We start from the raw sequence: 20,373 nt of genomic DNA on the forward strand, positions 1-20,373 counted from the left end.
TGTTCCTATCTCTTGCTTGCATCATTCGGGATACTCTCTTCATCAATCAACGTTTGAATCAGCGAAGCAATCTCTTCTGGATGCTCTTCTGCTATTTCACGCACTTTTTCGAGTAATACATCATATTTAAGCTCATCTTCGTTGAAATTATCCCCAAGTCCAAGTTGATTTTCCACTTTTTTACGCATTTGTTGTACTTTTTCGGCCAAATCTTCATCTTCATCATCAGCGATCTCAAGATTTGGTTTATCAAATTCTTCTTCTTCACGGCTAAATTCAAGCATACGCTCTGCAAACGGAATAATAATTTTCTTGTAAGCGATAAATAAAATGATAAGCACAAAAAGATACTTAAACACCGGTGCAAAAGGTGCTAAATACATATCCACAAACTCGGTTGTTTTCGAAGCAGCATCTTTAGGTTGCATTCCAGCCCTAGAAGTTTGAAATTCAAAATTTCGGATACTCACTAGATCGCCGCGTTCTTCATTAACTCCAATGGACTGCTTGACTAATGCATCAATAGCCTGCAGTTGTGTCTCGTCTAATGCGATGTATTCTACTTCTTCCGTTGCTACCCCATTAGGGTCTTTTTTCGGTTCATATTTTCCATCAACGACAACCGCTGCACTCATCCGTTTAATACGTGCGAATTCCATTTTTGTGGTTGACACTGTTTTTGATATTTCGTAGTTCGTTGTACCCGTTGTTTTCTCGAACTTTTCTCCTCCACTGCCACTGGCAAGTCCCTCTACCGGTCCTACATTGCTCACTGCACCAGGAACTCCCCCTACTGGAGCAGGAGCAGCACCTTCGCGCTTCTCTTCAGAAGTTTGTTCGCTTCGGACAACGCTTTCAGGATCGTATTTTTCAGAGGTGGAACTTTGTTCAGAAAAATCATACTCTATCGTTACTTTCGCCACTATACGATCTTTACCGCCAATAAAAGGGGCAAGAACATTAACAATCTTCTCTTCTTGCTTTTTCTCTTCTTTGGTTTTATACTGCTGTTGCATAGCAGAGAGTTCACCCATCGCCGCTGCTGCGTCATCATCTCCAAGGGCTTCCCCCTCAGAATCGATCAATGTCACATTTTCAGGGGTCAATTTAGGGACCGCTGCGGCAACCAATTTTTTAATCCCGCGGATTTGTTTCGAGGTTAATTTTCCACCATCTTTGAGTTGAACCATAACCGATGCAGAAGGAGGTACTTCTTCAGAAACAAATAGTGTCTCTTTTGGCAATGCCAAACTAACACTTGACTTCTCAACTGGACTCAGCGAATCGATAGATCGAGCAAGTTCACCCTCAAGGGCACGTCGAAACTTAACTTCCTGATCAAAATTGGTAGCACCGAATTCTTGCTTATCAAACAACTCAAATCCGACATGTCCCTCTTTAGGAATCCCCATAGAGGCGATTGTAATACGCTCTTTATAGACAACATCTTTAGGAACTTCGATCACATTGTCGCGGGGAATTCGATAAGGAATTTTGTCTTTTTCAAGTTGTTCTATCACTTTTGCGGCATCTTCAGAACTAAGCTGATCAAAGAGCACTTGATATTCACCTCCGCTTCCGCCGGAACCCTCAGAAGTATACACCACCAAAAAAATCAAAAAACCAACTATTCCTGCTACTGCTGCACCGATAATAGTTTTTTGTGCTTGGGTGAGCTTTCCGAAAAAAACAACAAGTTGCGAGAAAAGGGCCTTAAAATCCATTGTTACCTATTTTTTATATTTTAATATTATGCACTTTCTGGGCAAAGCCCATAAAGTGGCAGGGACAAATGTCCCTACATCCCCCTAAAGCTACCCGCATCTTTCGAATGCGGGAGATAAGCTGATCTTGGAAGATCAACTATACTAAAGTATCTATGAGTTCAAAAAAACGATCGTTTTGGACTGAGGTTCCGATTGTAACGCGAATCGCATTCAATCCGTAACTGCTTAAATCACGTACAATCATACCCTTTTTTAAGAGTTCTTGCGCAATTTTTGATGATTTTTTTTCTTCAGGAAGCAATAAAGTGACGAAATTGGTATAACTTTCAATCACATCGATCCCCTTGGCATGTGCAAACCCTTTATAACGATCCATCTGCATAAAATTATCGGCGATACATTCTTGAACAAACGTTTCATCTTCCAAGGCTACCGAAGCCGCTTCAAGAGAGAGGGTTGTGATATTAAACGGTGGACGCACTTTATAAAGGGCTTCAATAATAGACGATTGGGCAATTCCGTACCCCACGCGCATCCCCCCTAATCCGTACGCTTTCGAAAATGTCCCAAGAAAAAGAACATTATCAAACTTCTCAATTAACTCTTTCGGCTCAATCGCATAGTCGGGATTTTTAAAACGGGCGTATTCCATATAGGCACCATCAACAATGACAAGAGTATCACTATCCACTTTGGCGATAAAATCAACCATTTCTTGAGCAAGAAGGCCATCTCCTGTTGGATTATTCGGTGTGCAGAGGAAAACAATAGTGGGTTTATGCTCTTGGTAGAGAGCATAAAACTCTTCCATTTTATGCTCTCGTGACGCAGTTCTGATAATCTCAGCTCCTACCTGCTTGGCGTAAATCTCATACATTGCGAATGTCACGCTATTCATCAGTACTTTACCGCCATGATGTGCTTTCGCATGAATCGCAAATTCGATAACTTGATCACTTCCGGCACCGATAATAAGCTCATTACTTTTAATACCGTACTTGTTTGAGAGTGCTGATTTGAGTTTCACCATCGAATCATCGGGGTAAAGGGACATATTATCAATAATAGCACGAACTGCCTCTTTGACCTTAGGAGAGCACCCAAATGGATTCTCATTGCTTGCCAGTTTCACAATCGAATCTTTATCAATACCATATTCACGAACAACCAATTCAATCGGTTTACCGGCTTCGTAAATTTTAATTGATTCTAACGCTTGATTGAATTTCATAATTCTCCCTTTATGTAGCTTCCAAGCCATGTTACTTCATCAGTATGTTTTTGTATGAGTGATTGGATCCGATCTTCATCAATATGACCAAAGAAATCGATAAAAAACCAGTACCCAAACCCATCATCATCGCGCGAAGGGCGACTCTCAATTTTACTGAGATTGATATCCGCATTATTGAAATCTTCCAAGAAATGGACTAATGCTCCCGCTTTTTGCGCATCTTTAAGTCGAACCAAAATAGAGGTTTTATCATCACCGCTGACGCCATTTTTAAAATCACTGAGGATAAAAAATCGGGTCGCATTATTTTGAGTATCTTCAATGTTCTCAAAGAGTGTTGGAACGCCGTACAATTTTGCGGCGATGTGTGAACAAATAGCAGCCGCTTCAGGATCCTTGCAGGCTAAAATAGCCGCTTTTGCGGTAGATTCTACCGGAATATGCTCAATGGTATCCAATCCGTGCTCTGCCAAGAATTCTCTACATTGACCGAACCCTTTGTCTTTCGAATAAATCCGCTTGATATGGTGTATCTTCTCGGCTTTGGTCGCAAATGCCATATGGATTGGCATATACAGTTCGGCTACAATTTTTACGTTGCTTTTTCCTAATAAATCAAGCGTTTCACCAACAACGCCATCACGAGAATTTTCGATCGGAACAACACCAAACTTTGCACGTCTTGCTTCGAGGGTTTTAAAAACCGCTTCAATGGATCCGAGTGAGAGATAATCGCTCATTGCACCGAAACGTGATTCTGCTGCCTGATGGGTAAAGCTTCCCTCCGGTCCCAGATAAGCAATTCGCTCAGGAAGTTCAAGATTGCGAGCAACGGCAAAAATCTCCAAAAAAACCGCTTCAATTGCAGCCGCATTGAGTAGTCCGCCGGATCCTTCACTAATTTTTGTGAGACGATTAATAATCGATTTTTCACGTTCTGGACGATAGATAGCCCCATTGCTTTCATGTTTGATCTCGCCAACACGGCGTACCACCTCCATACGGCGGTTCAAAAGTTCTACAACTTCATTATCAATCTCATCAATACGTGCTCTGCACTCTTCTAATGTATTCATAAACGCTCCAATATTGCTTGCATATCAGGATAAATTTCTGCCGGTCGTTCGGAAATTTTCAATGACGGAATAATCTCATCAGCATTTCTGATTTTTCCGCTGAGGACAAAGACACCTCTCATCCCCAACGCCTGCGCACCAATGAGATCCCCTTTAACATCGTCACTAATAATGGTTATCTCACTGAACACCGAGCCCGCTTTTTGTCTCTGAAGTCGGGACAATGCCTCTTCGAAAAATGGAATACTCGGTTTACCGACAACGCTATAGGGCGTAGATGTTGCAAACTCTAACATTTTCAAAATCGCACCCACACCGGGATAACGTTTATGGTTTTTCGCATAAAGCGTTGTCTCATGCATCCCAACAAGCTCGGATCCTGCGAGGAGAAACTCGATCATCTGAGCATACTCATCGGGGGTAAAATCCTCTTTGATTGCCACTAAAACAACATGAGGAGAGGTATAATCAAGAGTATATCCCATAGAATGCAGTACTTTCAAAAAAGGTTCTGATCCGTATGCCGCAATCTTTTTATGTTTATCAATGTGGCTCTCTAACATCATCAGAGGATCGAGATAATGTTCATGCGGAATATTCAACCCTATTGTGTTTAGATACCCTAAAAACTCATTGCTCGGGTTTTTGGTGCTATTGGTAATCACCATATAAGGGATGTTGTGAGCGTTAAGATAATCGATAAAAGCAACTGCTCCACGGGTAGGGAGTTTGGTATTATCATCGATTAATGTCCCTTGCACATCCACAAAATACATAGCTAATCCCTACAGGTAGTCGCGCTCTAACGCGATAACATCATCATACGTTTCACGACGTCGAATAAGGCGCACATTGGCCGCTTCTACCGCGATTTCAGCAGAACGGCCACGGGTGTTATAGTTGCTTCCCATTCCAAAACCATACGCTCCGGCACTGTGAACCACAAGAATATCGTTATGTTCCATCGCAGGAAGTGGATAATTTTTAGCCAAGAAGTCACCGCTCTCACATACCGGCCCTACGACATCAGCTGGTGTTGTCTCACCCTCTTTATCTAATGCTTCGATACGGTGATACGCTTTGTATAAGCTTGGTCGGATAAGATCGTTCATGGCACCGTCCACCATTACAAAACGCTTTGCTCCGTTGTTTTTCTCATAGAGTACTTTGGTCAAAAAATAGCCTGCATTTGCCGTTAAAAAACGTCCCGGTTCACAAATGATCGTCACGTCGATCCCTTTAAGAGCCGCGAGGATTGCTTGAGCATAATCATACGGTTCAATCGTCGTTTCATTATCATAACGGACACCTAAACCGCCACCGATATCGAAGAATTTGAGTTCGATATCTATCGCTTGAAGTGAGCGGAGCAAATCGGCTACGATTACCGCCGCCTCGTAAATCGGTTCCAACTCAGTCAACTGACTTCCGATATGAAAATGGATCCCGACTGGGTCAAGATGATCAGAATTTTTTGCTTGGATATACATCCGTTTTGCCGCTACGATCTCAACACCAAATTTATTGTCGTGTAACCCAGTAGAAATATATGGATGGGTTTTAGGATCGATATTTGGGTTAACGCGGATACTAATACGTGCTTTAGTATTCAGTTCACGCGCGATCATTTCGACACGCCCAAGCTCTGCTTCACTTTCGACGTTGATGTAAAGGATATCGGCTTCGATCGCTTCGCGGATCTCATCATCACGTTTACCGACACCACTGAAAAGGATACGGTATTTCGGTACTCCCGCCATCAAGGCACGGCGTACTTCACCGATCGACACGCAATCCGCACCAGAACCCTGCGCTGCAAAGTGTTTAACAACACTAAGATTTGAGTTCGCTTTAACCGCGTATGCAAGAATCGATTTACGCCCGCGAAATGCCTCTTTTAACGATTCAAATTGCGTTTTCATCGCATCAAAATCATACACATACAAAGGTGTTCCGTAGGTTTGCGCCAGAGCTTTAAAATCGATCACTCATAATCCTCTTTGATTAGTTTTGTCGCGATTTTACCCTAACTCTCCTTAGGGGATTTCCAAGTCGCCATAACATCACGAATACAAGAGCTACTATCGGGGCAATTATCCCTATTTCAGGTGCAAGTGTTTTGTTATTTGAAAGTTCACCCATCATAAATAAGATCCCCCAAACAATCAAAGTTACTAAAATTGCCCCAAAACTAAATAAGGATAAATTTAAAAATCGACTGCTTATAGGGGCATAAGTGAAAAAAATCACCATCAATATCGGGGCGAACCAAGGGGTAATAAACATTCTGTACAAAGCACTTTTTATTTTTGCAACATCAACATTTTGATTTTCCAGTAATTTCAAAGCATCTAATCCATCACCTATCGTAAAATTCGCTTTTCCTTCGTATACTTGATCCAAAATCTTAGGTTTAAAATCGCGTAAAACTCGAATATTTTTACCCTCTTGCGTAACGAACCCTAAGCCTTTAACGTCAAAGGTTTCTGGTGGACGAAGAATATGTGCTTTTTCAATTTTCCAATATCCGTCATCGTAAATTGCTTCACTTGCATTTAAGGCTTCTTTCAAATGCCCCTCTTTAAAGGTAAAAATTCGAATGTCTTCTGCCCGTTTACTAAGTGGATAAAGGTTGCCAAAATAAATATAGTTCCCCTCATGGGTAAAAAACAGATTACTGGTAGGACGAATAAACTGCGAGGTTTCTCGAAGGTTATCAGCAAATTCGTTGGAACGGGCAAAATTAGTGGAATGCATCGCAATATAGATTAAGATCAAACTTCCTGATACACTTAAAAATGGGGCCATAATACGCACTTTTGAGTACCCAAGGGCAAAGTACGCCGCTAATGCATTCGAACGGATGAGTTCAACCAACGAAATGACAATGGCAAAAGTTAGTGAAATAGGAAGCATCATATCAATCGCGTAAAAAAATTTATACATGATGTAAATTAGTACAAGATTTGCGGAACTTGGAAGTTCTGAAGCATTTTCCATTAAATCGAACCCAACCATGAAACTGCTCAAAGCAATCAAAACAATCGAGAAATAGCGTAAATAAAGTAGTGATAAAGTATTAAATGCGAGCATAAGAGCCTAAAATAAAAAATTGGAGTTTATTGTACCCAATTAAACCTGCAAAATTTTCACAGCCCCTTGAGAGAGCACTTTGCAGCTACATCACTGCAATTTTGTGTCAAAAGCATTTCAACCGCATCCGCTGCGGCACAAATCCAATGCGACAACTTCGATTGCTCTTCAGGGTTAAACGGATGCAGGACATAATCGGCAACTTGGGACTTATGTTCTGGCTTTCCGATTCCTAGTCGAACACGGGTATACTCTGAAGAGATGGCTGCATCCGCTGATTTCAGACCATTATGTCCGCCATGCCCACCACCAATTTTAAACCGCATCGCGCCAAAAGGGAGATCCAAATCATCATGAACAACAATGATTTCATCAATTTTGTAAAAATTTTTAACCGTGAGGATAGAGCGACCGGAAAGATTCATGTAAGTAGTAGGTTTAAGGAGAAAGTGTGCTCCCATTTTAAACAACTCCCCTTCGAAGGAGCTCTTTGAAATGTTTTGCACGCTGTGACGCCGACAAAGTTCATCAATTACCATAAACCCAACATTGTGTCGAGTTGACGCATACGCCGGGCCAGGATTGCCCAGTCCGACGATTAGCATACTTATTTCGCTTTGATGATACTAAGAACCGATACACGGTCTGAATCAGTAAAGGTAACGTTTTCAACACGTGGAAGATCACGAACCAATACAGAATCACCCAAATCGAGTGGAGCAACATCAACAGTGATAGCAGCTGGCAAGTTTTCAATTGCCGCTTTTACACGAAGACGTTTTTTAGCAACAAACAACATACCTTTGTTTTTCAAACCGATAGGAGTTCCTACTGTGTTAACCGGAACATGATAGTGAGTGACAACACCTGGTTGTGCAACCATTAAATCAACGTGTAACAAGTTACCTGAAACCGGATGAGACTCATACCCTTGAACTACAAGGTTCATCTCGTTGCCAGCTACATTTACAGCAAATGCTACGGTCTCTTTGTTGCGCACAGTACGGATAAAATCGTTCATTTTGAACGCAGCGTGAATATTTTCAAGCCCTTTTCCGTAGATGTTGGCAATAAGATAACCATCACGGCGGTACGCTTTTGTTGAACGTTTGCCAATACTCTCTCTTACGATGCCTTCTAACATAATCATGTCCTTAAAATAAAATGGGACGGATTATACTTAAATACAGCTAAAAATATCCTAAAGCTTTTTATTCTTTTAGCCCGATATATTCCTCTTCCTTAAATTCCTTAGGACCATCATCTACACCCAGCTTCCCTTTTTCAACAGTAGTACTAAGCCCTTCCATTCGAAGTTTTAAGTCCGATGGAGACGTTGCAAATGCAAACGCGTCCTCTTTAGAAATTCGCCCTGAAAGATATAAATCCAAAATTCCCTGATCAAAGGTTTGTGATTTATAAAGTTCTTTTCCCTCTGCAATTGTATCGGGGATTTCAATATCACGATTTTCAGCAATAAGCTGTTCAATGCGTGGAGTCCGAACCAAAATTTCCAAAGCTGCCGTCCGTTTACCATCCACGGTAGGAATCAAACGTTGTGAAATCACCCCTTTAAGGACCGATGAAAGCGTCATACGAACACGGTTCTGCTCAGCCGTCGGAAATACTGAAATAATACGGTTTACCGTCTCTTTCGCATCCAAAGTGTGTAGCGTTGAAAAAACCAAATGTCCCGTATCCGCCGCATGAAGCGCAATCTCAATTGTTTCCATATCACGCATCTCCCCGACTAAGATAATATCAGGGTCTTCACGTAACGCCGCACGAAGGGCTGAACCAAAACTATGGGTATCTTGCCCGATACTGCGTTGATTAACGATACATTTACGATCTTTATGAACAAATTCAATCGGATCCTCAATAGTGATAATATGTTTACGACGCTTCCAATTTATTTCATTTATTAATGCCGCTAGCGTTGTCGATTTCCCGCTTCCAGTAACTCCCGTCACCAAAACAAGCCCCCGTTCCATCTCCGCAAAACTGTGCACAATTTCGGGCAATAGCAACTCATCTACCGTTAAAATTTTGATTGGAATCAGACGAAAAACCGCAGATATTCCCTCCATTTGAAAAAAGATATTGATACGAAAGCGAGTGTTATCATCAAAGGGATACACCAAATCCAATTCTTTTTTCTCAACTAACTCAGGAAAACGGGTACGAAGCAACTCTTTTGCAAAAATAAGGGCATCATCTTTGGAAAAAATTTCACCCGATAATGGGATAATTTCTCCATTAATACGCGCACGAACGACGGCATTCGCCTTAATGTGCAAGTCACTTCCACCAGCATCGATCATACGGCGCAAATAACCACGAATTTTTTTCAATACTTCAAAATTGAGTTCTCCCAAGTCCGGTTGATGGACGCTGTGATGTATATCTTGGCTCATATTTCTTTACTCCAATTCACTCAAAATTTCACTAAAAGCTACTTTAAAGGCATCTAATCCTTCACTGATTTGCTGATCAATGATAGCATCCATATCGACCCCTGCATCCGCTACTTTATCTCTATGAGTTTTGATAATCTCATCCTTTATCGGTAGTTTTAACACCCTGTCTCCACCCTCAACAAAAGCATCAATCGTCGCAATAGGAGCAGTATTGACACTATTAGAGGCCAAAAGTTCATCAATATAGTATGATCCCCTAAACTCAGAGCCTTTCACTCCTGTACTGGCAAATAAGACGCGGCACTTTGGGACACTCAGCGCTTCAACAAGGTTATAAATATCTGCCGCATTCAAAATTCCCATTTGACCGGTTTCAACACCAGCTAGACGGAGTGTCTCGTCGATAGCTCGATCAATCCGGCTGACAAATACACTGATGACGGTATCAACACTCGCTTTATGAGATGCCCGTTCAAATGCCCTCGCACAGTTCAATGCTTGCTCAAGCGAAAAAATCAGCGTCGCATTAACAGCAATCCCCTCGGAAGCCAATGTTTCCATTGCACTATAGCCTGCCTCAGTTGCTGGAACTTTAATCATAACATTGGGTCGGTTAATACTCTTGTGGAGACGTCTCCCCTCTGTTAGCGTTGCTTCTGCATCATCACACAAAAATGGATCGACTTCGATACTCACGTATCCATCATCTCCCGCATCATACAAAGGACGCAAAATATCTGCCGCTTTTTGGATATCAAAGATTGCCAATGCTTCGTATTTTTCTTTTGGAGAGAGATGTGTGAGGGTAGCGAGCTGTTCTTTATACGCAGGTGATGTCAAAATTGCATTTTTAAAAATTGCGGGATTGGAGGTTGCTCCATTAATAATCCCCTTTGCAATCAGTTCTTTAAATCCTTCATCCAAAAATGTTCGTTCAATAAAATCGGCCCAAAGGGCAAAACGCGCTTCCGCTAAATACATAAAAACTCCGAAACATAAATTAGGACTATTATGCCAAAAAATAATTAAAAATAGAGGTTCACCCCTAGTTTGAAACGATCTTCTCTATAATCTTGATCGATTCCTTCATAACTGCACTGTACTCCCCCCAGCGGACTCCATTGCCACCCTTGAGAAATCATAATGCGGCTTCGATCTTCACCATCTAAATAGAATATATAAGATGTGTCTATATGGCTCTTCATCCGATTGCCCCAATTGATTGCAGCCCCTGCAGTGAGTCCTAATCCGACATCGGCATGAAATCCTAATCTCACTTCCGGTTCGCTCAATACATATCCGAACAGCTGATCATTTCCAACAGACGCACCGGCACCCACTCGGGTAACAAAACTGAGCCGGTCATCTGCATAATCACGGTCCCACCCACTTTTCATCCGCCAAGAAAACGGTTTAAAAAAATGGGTAACCGGAGTAATGGAAGCCAAAGAGAGAATACTCAATTTTTCCAAACGTACATTACTTTGATCAACCCCGATAAGGAGATCGAGAAATTCGATCTGCGCTCCGCTAAGATGCCCTGTATCATCTTCACCTAAGTCATGGAAAGCAGGACGTATCCCTATTAAAAGCGGAGATCTATTTTCATACCACCCTTGAGATATAGATACTCGTGCAGAGCGATGAGCGGAATCGGGATTTGATTTAAGAGGTACATTCAGTATATCCCCCGAGCCTAATGCAGCACGTTGTGATAATAGTGCGTGATAACGGGAGGTATACTCCTCTTTGGAAATTTTTCTCTCAATATACTCATATTCAACCAACTCAGCTGCTGCTTCAAGAATATACCGGCTCTCTTGAGGGGAATTCTTTTGATTATTGAATGAAGCTGGATTAATCTCACCCGAACTCAGAGCTTTAACTGCATAAAGCCCTTGAGGAGAGAGATTCGCTTCATACGCCAATAATTTTGTCCGTTTAGAAGGGCGGAAATGTTTCTCTCCTACCAATCCCTCCTCCTCATAAGCGCGAACCGTATCGGGCGGAATGACATAATAAAAAAACTGATCTCTCAATCGGACTGTCGGACGGGCAATTTCAGTGAGCCAAAGCATATGATATGAGCAGTTCTCATCAAAAAAATAATACCATGAATGGATATGTTGCAGTTCCCAGATATGACGTACCATTGCCATCACCTCATCATGGGTCAAATTCAAATCATATTCCCATACATCTCGGGATTCACTGTCTCGATACTCTTTCAGTTTCTCATAATAAGGGAGCATCGAGTAGTATCCGTAATAACCGCCGAGTACCCCTTTATAGGCGAACCTCAATCCGCTGGTTTCATCCGTCTGCGCCGCATAATTGATGGCATAAGACATAAGACGGCTTTCCATGGAAGAATCAATCCGCAAAAAGGTATGTCCAAACATCGATGCGGGGGAGTTGATGTGAGCACTGGGGAAAACCAACGTCACACTCTGAGGATCCATTTTGGAAACTAATTGATCGTACTCACTGCATTCACCTTCACCAAAAGAGGTATTAAGCTCTTGTTCGAGCCATGCACGTCGAGCCGGAAAACGGCAAAAAGGGCTCTCATTACTTCGATTTGATTCATCAGTGAGGTAACGAAGAGTTGCATCCAGTTCTGCTGAGAGGTTGTGTTTCCCCTCAGGTGAGAGAAAAAATGTATCATCGTCGATTTCACTCTCGTCAGTCGGAGCGTGCATCAACAAATGCCAATAGCGAGAGTCAGAAAGTTTTTGTGTGTGAGCTTGTGCAATCAGTTCATCGGTCGTTACAGCATAAAGCGATAAACTCAGTACACATATTAAAAGAAGAAATGGCAATAAAAACCTTGAATTTTCATCATTCTCGGACTTAATCCGGGAATGACTGGAGATAATTTTAGATTTAAACTTATCCAGCGATAGTAGATACGTTATCGAGAACGGTTGCCATATCGGCTTTTTCACTGGTATAGATAGCATTATAATTAGCTTGAAGTGCTGATGCAAATTCTGCTTTGTTTTCAACATTTAAAAGTTCTGCCAACGTTGAAACACTTTCACCTTGACCGATAGCGATCTCACGAGAGAGTTGATCCATATTTGATGCCACAAACTCTGCCGCACGCTCATTCATAACAAATTTCGCTTTTTTACACCCTGATGTACCTGAAGTGATACCAAATGTTTGGCTTCCAGAAGTACCGTTTGTTGTTGCTTGAAGTGCCAACATTACTGCTGAACTGTCATCTTTGATGATTTGTGATCCAAGACCACATCCTGTCTGAGAATTAACCGTTGCCAAACCTGCTGTAGCGAGTGCAGCAACCGCTGCGATACTGATCAAAACTTTTTTCATATAAACCCCTTTTTCATTAAAATTAACAAATAGTATAGGTAAATAGAGCTTAAAATTCGCTCATATTCCAAAGCATCTCACCTGATGGAGGAGTAGATGCACTAGAAAGTCGTTGTAAAAAAATGTTTCTTGACACCTCTTTAGCCCCTAAACTTTTAAGATGATTGGTGGGAACCTGGCAATCGATAAAATCATATCCCCATTCTCTCAATCGGTTCACCAGAACGGCAAAAGCAACTTTAGAAGCATCGGAGACTTTGGCAAACATCGACTCGCCGCAAAACACCCCTCCGACACTCACCCCATAAAGCCCTCCAACCAAAATACCATTTTGATACGTTTCGACACTGTGAGCATACCCTAGTGCATGAAGCTCCTCATACGCCTCAATCATCTCCGGAACAATCCAGCTTCCACTTTGTCCAGTGCGCGGTGCAATTGAACATTCACGGATTACTGACGAAAAAGCAGTATCAAAACGAATCTCAAACTGAGGAATTTTTTTACGTAACGACCGACTGAGTTTAAACTCATCCAACTCTAATATCAGTCTCGGGTTAGGTGACCACCACAAAATCGGATCTTTTGCACTGTACCATGGAAATATACCCGAACGATACGCTAGCATCAAGCGTGAGGGGGAGAGATCACCGCCGTAAGCAACAACCCCCTCCTCGGAAGCATCAAGAGGGTTGGGAAACGAGAGATGATAGGTAAGTTTCGGAATCATACCGCATAATCGAAGAGCAGCTCATCGGCATAATCAACCGACACTTTCCCACCCTGTGCCAAACGCCCAAAGAGCATCTCATCCACCAGCGGATCTTTAATTTTGTCCGAGATAACACGTGAGAGGGGCCGTGCCCCCATCGCTTTGTCATAACCGATTTTCGCAATATAAGCTTTTGCTTTCTCACTGAGAGTTACCGTCACTTTTTTAGGTTTGAGCTGCGTATTGAGCTGTCGAATAAATTTATCGACGATTCCCTCTACCACACTCATCGGTAATGCGGCAAATTCGATTACCCCATCAAGACGGTTACGAAACTCCGGGGTAAAAAACGATTTAAGTGCTTCATGCCGCGAGATTGAACTATCGCTATTAAATCCCATAACACTGCGCTCAGTAGCTCCAATGTTGGATGTCATAACGAGGACAACATTGGAAAAATTGGCTTTAAATCCCGTATTATCGGTCAACGTTGCACTGTCCATTACTTGAAGCAAGACATTAATCAAATCAGGGTGAGCTTTTTCGATCTCATCGAGCAGCAATACCATGTACGGATGTTTTCGCACCGTCTCGACCAGTAATCCACCCTGCTCAAATCCAACATATCCCGGAGGGGCACCGATGAGACGGCTAAGGGCGTGTTTTTCCATGTATTCGGACATATCAAACCGCTCAAAATAGATCCCCAATGTTTCGGCCAATGATTTCGCAAGTTCTGTCTTACCTACTCCTGTAGGACCGGAAAATAAAAAAGAAGCAATCGGTTTTTGCGGTGCACTAAGGCCTGCGTATGAGCGCTTAATCGATTTAGCCACTTGTTCAATCGCACCGTCTTGCCCAATAACCAGTGCTTTTAGATCACTCTCTAGTGAAGCGAGCTTTTCACGCTCATCCACACCCATTTTAGAAGTAGGTATACCTGTCATTTTTGCGATGACCGTCTCGATATCATGAGGAGTTATGGTAGTACGTTTGTGCGTTTTAAGATGAAACGACGCACCAGCCTCATCGATCAGATCGATAGCAACATCGGGTAAAAAACGATCCGTAATATATTTTTTTGAGAGTTCTACGGCTGAGCGCAATGCTTTATCGCTGTATTTTACCCCATGGTGTTTCTCATACCGTGCACGTAACCCCTTGAGGATTAAAAAACTCTCCTCTTCGCTCGGTTCACCCACCTCAATACGGGCAAAACGGCGGCTAAGGGCACGATCTTTTTCAAAGACACTTCGGTATTCGGCATGCGTTGTTGCCCCCATACATTTGAGTACACCCGAAGCGAGTGCAGGCTTGAGCTGATTAGAAGCATCCATACTCCCACCCCCTACGGCACCCGCACCAACAATCGTATGAATCTCATCGATAAACAAAATGGCATTCGGGTGTTCTGAGGCTTCATCCATCACCGCTTTGAGGCGTTTCTCAAAATCACCCCGATATTTGGTTCCTGCGAGCATCGCCCCAAGATCAAGGGCAAATATTTCGGCATCTTCAAGCAATGCAGGGACATCACCGGAAAGGATACGCAACGCCAACCCCTCCGCAATAGCTGTTTTACCAACTCCAGGTTCACCGATCAGGAGCGGATTGTTTTTCTTACGACGACACAGTGTTTGAATGGAACGTTCAATCTCATTTACCCGTCCGATAACGGGGTCAATTTTCCCTTTTTTTGCTTGTTCAATGAGGTTAATCGCATATTTTTGGAGGGCTCCCTCACTACGAGAATCATCCTGAACACTTTCAATATCTCGATGAGATATCGCTTCAAGTACATCAACACGGCTGATACCGTACTCTTCTAAGAGCATACACGCATAGGTATGGTGTTCTTCATACACTGCCGCGATGAGATCTCCCACATCGGCATACTCTTTTTGAGCACTTCGGACATGATGCATCATCCCATCAATCATTCTTGCGAGAGCTACCGTCTCAAATGGTTCTTGCTCTGCATCATCCGGTAACGGTTCCATCGTCTGCATCAAATACGCACCCAGCGATTCTCGAATGATCTCTACATCTGCACCACAATTTCGGATGATCGATTCCCCATCAGGAGAATTAAGGAGGGCCAGCATAACGTGCTCAATCGTAAGGTACTCATGCCGCTGATGTCGTGCAAACGCAATCGCTTTTTGGAAAATTGCATTAAGTTCTGTACTCACCATGTTTATGCTTCCTCCATTATCGCTTTAAGAGGAAACCCGTTTTCACGTGAGAGTGTCCCCACTTGATGAACTTTCGTTTCCGCCACTTCATACGGATAGGCTCCGCATAGACCACGACCATTCTGATGTACTTCGATCATAATACGGTGGGCATCCTGAAAGTTTTTACGAAATAGCTTCATCAAGATATCGACCACAAAATCCATCGAGGTGTAATCATCATTAAGCAAAAAAACCTTGTACTGCTTTGGATGTTCTACTAAATTATCTAACTGCGTCGAGTGCTCGTGTTTTGTCGCCATGAATGAACTATACCAAATCTTTTTAAATTTTTGCCGCGTTAGCAAAATCATCGATGATTGCTTCAGCACTTTCCAAGCCAATCGAAATACGAATCAATCCAGCCGTAATCCCCAAAAACTCTTTGGTTTGATCGTCAAAATCACGGTAAATAGTTGAAGCCATATGAAGACCTAACGTACGACTATCTCCAATATTTGCAGTAATGGTAATGAGTTTTGAACGGTTTAAAAACTCAAAAGCTCTCTCTTTAGATCCCATATCAATCGTGAAAATACTTCCGCATCCATTGGCAAATTGACTCCGATATCGCTCATGATGAGGGTGCGCTGCTAAAGAAGGGTGATTGACATTAAATCCTCTCTCCTGCAAAGCACAAACCACCGTCTCAACCGTTGTCACAATCCGATCAAGGCGAAGCGGTAATGTCTCCAATCCAAGCATCGTCAAGTAACTTCCAAACCCATTGGCCGACATTCCAAAATCACGCAATGCCCGCTTTTTAGCAACCCCGATTAATGCCATTGCCCCCATCTTTTTGATAAACGGATGGATATCGCGGTAACGATCCCCCTTCAATTTATCCTCACCCTCAGAGATAGCGCGGTAAATAACGGCTCCACCCAATGCAGAAGCATTCCCGGTAATGATTTTAGTGGTCGAATAAACAACAATATCTGATCCTAAAGCTATCGGGGCTACACTAAGAGGTGTGCAGGTATTATCCACTATCAATACAATCCCATGAGCGTTAGCGATCTGTGCAATTTTAGAAATATCAGGAAGGCGCATATTTGGATTTCCGACACTCTCCAAAAAGATGATTTTTGTTGCCGTGTTGATCGCTTCTTCGATACCTGCCAACTCATCCACATCGAAGAAATGGGTCGTAATTCCAAAACGCGCTAAAGTCTCCGTAAAATAAGAGTAAGTTCCTCCAAAAAGTCCCCCAATACTGATGATCTCATCACCTGATTTTAGTAAACTAAGGGTTGCCATGGCGATGGCACCCATCCCTGTTGAGGCAACAACTGCACCAATACCACCATCCATAGAGGCTAAAATCTGCTCCAATTGGGCTGATGTCGGGTTTCCGACACGGGCGTATAACGGTTTTTTAACCGATCCATCAAAAATACCCTCACCACTCTCACAATTGCCGTATCCAAACGAGGCGGAATTGACCATTACGGGGCTAATTGCCCCCTCTTTTTTTCCCACTTGCTGAACAATGCGGGTTGTAAACTCTTCAAAGCGATTCATCATCAAACCTATATTAAAATGGGGTAATTATAACCTAAAAGGCTCTTTCCTTGTCTAAACGCATTTTCATCACCGCGACCAACACCAATATCGGCAAAACTCATACCTCTAAATTACTCATTGAAGCATTCACGAAACTAGGGATGCGCGTAGGTGTCTACAAACCGATCGAAACCGGTGTTACAACGTTACCAAGTGATGGAAAAGCCCTTTTTGAAACGGCATTAATCCATAATCCAGCACTCGAATCTCTATCATTGAGTGATATTGTTACCCTGCAACTTCCCCTACCCGCTGCCCCCTTTGTCGCCAATAAAGGGGATAAGGTAGAGCTATCTCTTTTTGAGAGTGCATTAGCTAAAATTGAAGCACTCTGTGACATTGTTATTATCGAAGGGGCTGGAGGATTGATGGTTCCGATTGATAGTGAGATCATGATGATAGATTTGGCTCGCCACTTTAATGCCGTGACCCTGCTCGTAACCCACTGCAATCTCGGCTGTATTAACGATACCCTACTGAGTATAAAAGCCCTAGAAGAGACTAAAATCCCTTTTATATGGGCTCTTAACTGCCGACATGAAGATACCGATTTTGAAACGACATCGCTCCCTTATTTCAACTATCGGTTTGAAACACTCTACCGAATCGATCACAATATCGATACCATTGCCAAAGCACTTTTAGATACAATATCATCATAAATACGAGGAAATATTATGAAACATCTTATCCGTACAGACGATTTTACCACTGAAGAGATTCATCAGGTATTACAAGATGCTGAACACTATTTGAGAGGACAATTCGACCCGATCCTCAAAGAAAAAATTATTATTACCCTCTTTTTCGAAAACTCAACCCGTACCAAAAGTTCGTTTGAAATCGCAGCCAAACGTCTAGGTGCCGAAGTCGTTCATCTGGATGTTCAAAAAAGCTCTACCCAAAAAGGGGAAAGTCTCGTCGATACGGCGGCCAACCTCGATTCGATGGGACCACACGCGATGATCGTCCGCCATGCCCATGCCGGAGTGCCCAATATCCTCGCACAACATACCCAAGCTTCCATTATTAATGCGGGTGATGGTGCACATGCCCATCCAACGCAGGCACTCCTTGATCTCTTTACCCTCAGCCGCCATTTTGGAGATCTCAAGGGTAAAAAAATCGCCATTGTCGGTGACATTAAAAATTCTCGTGTCGCCAACAGTAATATCGAACTTTTAACCCGTTTCGGGATGGATATCACCCTTGTGGCACCTCCACATTTTCTCCCTGAATGTAATCTCAAAATGACCCATAATCTTCATGATGTTATCGATAATGTCGATGCAATTATGTCTCTACGAACCCAAACAGAACGCCATTCACACCAAACCTACGGTTCACTCAAAGATTACGCCAGTGATTTTTGTATCACCCAAGAACTCGTAGCTAATCGTGATCTCATCCTCCTTCATCCAGGACCCGTACACCGTAATATCGATATAGATGATATGATGCTGCGTGACCCTCGCTGCAAAGTACTAGAACAAGTACGAAACGGTGTTGCCATCCGTATGGCAGTCCTAAAAGCTCTTATCGCCTAATGATTCAGAGTTTTAGCTCCCTCGTCTCTTCGGGGGTTCCTTGCTTTTTTTATACCGATTTTACCGGAGAAACTCTCCATTACTATACCCTTGATGAACTCAAAGGCGAAGATATCGAATTTGCCTTTAAAAGTGATTCTGATAGTAGCAACTCCCCTCATAAACCCATATTTAGCCCTGTTTCGTTAGAAAATTATCGACAGAAATTTGCTTCAGTTCAAGAGCATATTCGGTGCGGTAATACCTATCTGCTTAATTTGACACAGCCAACCCCTATCAAGTCGCCCTACACACTCAAAGAGATCTATACGATGTCTCATGCTCCTTATAAACTACGAGTAAGAGACGAGTTTGTTTGTTTCTCTCCCGAGCCGTTCATTACTATTGAAAACAACACCATACACACCTATCCGATGAAGGGGACTATTGATGCATCACTCCCAAATGCGGTTGATACCATACTCAATGATCCAAAAGAGTTTGCCGAACATACAATGATTGTCGATCTCTTACGTAACGATTTAGGAATTGTTGCAAACACTATTAAAGTCGAAAAATTCCGTTACATTACCACCATCGATACCGGAGAAAAAAAATTGCATCAAGTAAGTTCTCATATATCGGGTTCATTAAAGAGCAATTGGAAAGATAATGCTGAAGGATTGATTTTGACTTTGTTACCGGCAGGAAGCATCAGCGGAACACCAAAACGGAAAACACTCGAGATTATCCAGAATGTTGAAGAGTATAATCGAGGCTATTTCACAGGTATCTTCGGCCACTTTGACGGAGAAAATCTCTACAGTGCTGTAGCGATACGGTTTATTGAAAAAACCGATGGTAAACTCTTATACAAAAGCGGTGGCGGTATCACCGCGGATAGTATATGTGAGAATGAGTACAAAGAGATGATCGATAAAATTTATATCCCTTAGCGAACACTCACTTGTGATTTTAATTTCTGGAGCGTTTTAGGTCCAATACCCTTAACATTTACGAGTTCATCTGCTGTTTTAAATCCACCATGCGCTTTACGGTATTTCATAATCTCTTGTGCTTTTGTAGGTCCAATGCCACTAAGTGATTGTAATTGTGCGGAGTTAGCTTTATTGATATTGACTACCCCAAAAGCAAGTGAAAAAAATAGAAAAAGGGCTGTGATTATTTTAACCATATCTAACCTCATAAAATAAAGTATTAGATTGTAGCGGGTAAAAAATGGTTTGTCAATTTTTTGTTGATAATTTATATTGTGATAAACTAGAAATTTGGATTGTAAATATTTGGGAGTAGTATTAAGAAGGATAAATTCTGAAAGCCAGGCGGCGACCTACGTTTCCACACCTGAAAGATGCAGTATTATGAGCGATGAGGGTCTTAGCTTCCGGGTTCGGAATGGGACCGGGCGTTTCCCCCTCTCTATAG

Annotated in this window: 20 protein-coding genes and 1 rRNA gene; 3 read left to right on the forward strand and 18 right to left on the reverse strand. The window is 42.4% G+C overall.

Features of this window, described 5'->3' with window-relative positions; translation table 11 throughout:
* Positions 1–5 precede the first annotated feature (5 nt).
* The 16 genes from fliF to PHR02_RS05675 all read right to left on the reverse strand — a co-directional run bounded on the left by fliF (position 6) and on the right by PHR02_RS05675 (position 17,359).
* Positions 6–1,724, reverse strand: coding sequence for a flagellar basal-body MS-ring/collar protein FliF (fliF, locus tag PHR02_RS05600; protein WP_299990056.1), 1,719 nt, complete (start codon positions 1,722–1,724; stop codon positions 6–8).
* Between the two features lie 139 nt (positions 1,725–1,863).
* Positions 1,864–2,958 carry a histidinol-phosphate transaminase gene (gene hisC, locus PHR02_RS05605; protein ID WP_299990058.1) on the reverse strand — a complete coding sequence of 365 codons (1,095 nt, stop codon included), beginning with the start codon at positions 2,956–2,958 and terminating at the stop codon, positions 1,864–1,866.
* Positions 2,955–4,037: a prephenate dehydratase gene (pheA, locus tag PHR02_RS05610; RefSeq protein WP_299990060.1), complete on the reverse strand. Its 1,083-nt coding sequence runs from the start codon at positions 4,035–4,037 to the stop codon at positions 2,955–2,957. The genes hisC and pheA overlap by 4 nt, the downstream gene beginning before the upstream one ends.
* Complete coding sequence (locus tag PHR02_RS05615) at positions 4,034–4,813, reverse strand: HAD-IIA family hydrolase (RefSeq protein ID WP_299990061.1); 780 nt, start codon at positions 4,811–4,813, stop codon at positions 4,034–4,036. The genes pheA and PHR02_RS05615 overlap by 4 nt, the downstream gene beginning before the upstream one ends.
* Before the next feature lie 9 nt (positions 4,814–4,822).
* On the reverse strand, positions 4,823–6,025 hold the full coding sequence (gene lysA, locus PHR02_RS05620) for a diaminopimelate decarboxylase (RefSeq protein ID WP_299990063.1): 1,203 nt from the start codon (positions 6,023–6,025) through the stop codon (positions 4,823–4,825).
* Between the two features lie 16 nt (positions 6,026–6,041).
* Entirely contained in the window at positions 6,042–7,130 is a 1,089-nt protein-coding gene (locus PHR02_RS05625) for an LptF/LptG family permease (RefSeq protein WP_299990065.1), read from the reverse strand.
* 56 nt (positions 7,131–7,186) lie between these two features.
* A complete protein-coding gene (gene pth / locus PHR02_RS05630) occupies positions 7,187–7,735 on the reverse strand; it encodes an aminoacyl-tRNA hydrolase (RefSeq protein ID WP_299990066.1) in 549 nt (182 codons plus the stop codon).
* Positions 7,736–7,737: 2 nt separating this feature from the next.
* Entirely contained in the window at positions 7,738–8,274 is a 537-nt protein-coding gene (locus tag PHR02_RS05635) for a 50S ribosomal protein L25/general stress protein Ctc (RefSeq protein ID WP_299990068.1), read from the reverse strand.
* A gap of 67 nt (positions 8,275–8,341) precedes the next feature.
* Complete coding sequence (locus PHR02_RS05640) at positions 8,342–9,547, reverse strand: PilT/PilU family type 4a pilus ATPase (RefSeq protein ID WP_299990070.1); 1,206 nt, start codon at positions 9,545–9,547, stop codon at positions 8,342–8,344.
* A 6-nt stretch (positions 9,548–9,553) separates the two neighbouring features.
* Positions 9,554–10,531 (reverse strand): transaldolase, encoded by a 978-nt coding sequence (locus PHR02_RS05645; protein WP_299990072.1) that lies wholly within the window; start codon positions 10,529–10,531, stop codon positions 9,554–9,556.
* A 44-nt stretch (positions 10,532–10,575) separates the two neighbouring features.
* Positions 10,576–12,372, reverse strand: a complete 1,797-nt coding sequence (locus tag PHR02_RS05650) for a DUF4105 domain-containing protein (RefSeq protein WP_299990074.1) — start codon at positions 12,370–12,372, stop codon at positions 10,576–10,578.
* 70 nt (positions 12,373–12,442) lie between these two features.
* Entirely contained in the window at positions 12,443–12,889 is a 447-nt protein-coding gene (locus PHR02_RS05655) for a DUF3015 family protein (RefSeq protein ID WP_299990075.1), read from the reverse strand.
* A gap of 49 nt (positions 12,890–12,938) precedes the next feature.
* Positions 12,939–13,619 carry a leucyl/phenylalanyl-tRNA--protein transferase gene (gene aat, locus PHR02_RS05660; protein ID WP_299990077.1) on the reverse strand — a complete coding sequence of 227 codons (681 nt, stop codon included), beginning with the start codon at positions 13,617–13,619 and terminating at the stop codon, positions 12,939–12,941.
* Positions 13,616–15,796 carry an ATP-dependent Clp protease ATP-binding subunit ClpA gene (gene clpA, locus PHR02_RS05665; protein WP_299990079.1) on the reverse strand — a complete coding sequence of 727 codons (2,181 nt, stop codon included), beginning with the start codon at positions 15,794–15,796 and terminating at the stop codon, positions 13,616–13,618. Before clpA ends, aat begins: the two co-directional genes overlap by 4 nt.
* A 2-nt stretch (positions 15,797–15,798) precedes the next feature.
* The gene (locus tag PHR02_RS05670; protein ID WP_299990081.1) at positions 15,799–16,098 is read right to left on the reverse strand and encodes an ATP-dependent Clp protease adaptor ClpS; all 300 of its coding nucleotides are present in this window, start codon (positions 16,096–16,098) and stop codon (positions 15,799–15,801) included.
* Between the two features lie 22 nt (positions 16,099–16,120).
* Complete coding sequence (locus PHR02_RS05675; protein ID WP_299990083.1) at positions 16,121–17,359, reverse strand: aminotransferase class I/II-fold pyridoxal phosphate-dependent enzyme; 1,239 nt, start codon at positions 17,357–17,359, stop codon at positions 16,121–16,123.
* A gap of 50 nt (positions 17,360–17,409) precedes the next feature.
* On the opposite strand from PHR02_RS05675, the gene bioD reads away from it, so the two are divergent.
* The 3 genes from bioD to PHR02_RS05690 are packed head-to-tail and all read left to right on the forward strand — an operon-like array spanning position 17,410 to position 19,883.
* Positions 17,410–18,063 carry a dethiobiotin synthase gene (gene bioD / locus PHR02_RS05680; RefSeq protein ID WP_299990085.1) on the forward strand — a complete coding sequence of 218 codons (654 nt, stop codon included), beginning with the start codon at positions 17,410–17,412 and terminating at the stop codon, positions 18,061–18,063.
* 15 nt (positions 18,064–18,078) lie between these two features.
* The gene (locus PHR02_RS05685) at positions 18,079–18,948 is read left to right on the forward strand and encodes an aspartate carbamoyltransferase catalytic subunit (protein ID WP_299990087.1); all 870 of its coding nucleotides are present in this window, start codon (positions 18,079–18,081) and stop codon (positions 18,946–18,948) included.
* Positions 18,948–19,883 carry an aminodeoxychorismate synthase component I gene (locus tag PHR02_RS05690; RefSeq protein WP_299990089.1) on the forward strand — a complete coding sequence of 312 codons (936 nt, stop codon included), beginning with the start codon at positions 18,948–18,950 and terminating at the stop codon, positions 19,881–19,883. The genes PHR02_RS05685 and PHR02_RS05690 overlap by 1 nt, the downstream gene beginning before the upstream one ends.
* Here the strand turns inward: PHR02_RS05690 and PHR02_RS05695 are convergent.
* Both PHR02_RS05695 and rrf read right to left on the reverse strand, forming a co-directional pair.
* On the reverse strand, positions 19,880–20,122 hold the full coding sequence (locus PHR02_RS05695; RefSeq protein WP_299990090.1) for a helix-hairpin-helix domain-containing protein: 243 nt from the start codon (positions 20,120–20,122) through the stop codon (positions 19,880–19,882). The genes PHR02_RS05690 and PHR02_RS05695 overlap by 4 nt on opposite strands.
* 143 nt (positions 20,123–20,265) lie before the next feature.
* Positions 20,266–20,373, reverse strand: a 5S ribosomal RNA gene (rrf, locus tag PHR02_RS05700); the annotation flags it as partial.

It is taken from the genome of Sulfuricurvum sp. (assembly GCF_028688295.1).
In the GTDB taxonomy this organism is placed as follows: domain Bacteria; phylum Campylobacterota; class Campylobacteria; order Campylobacterales; family Sulfurimonadaceae; genus Sulfuricurvum.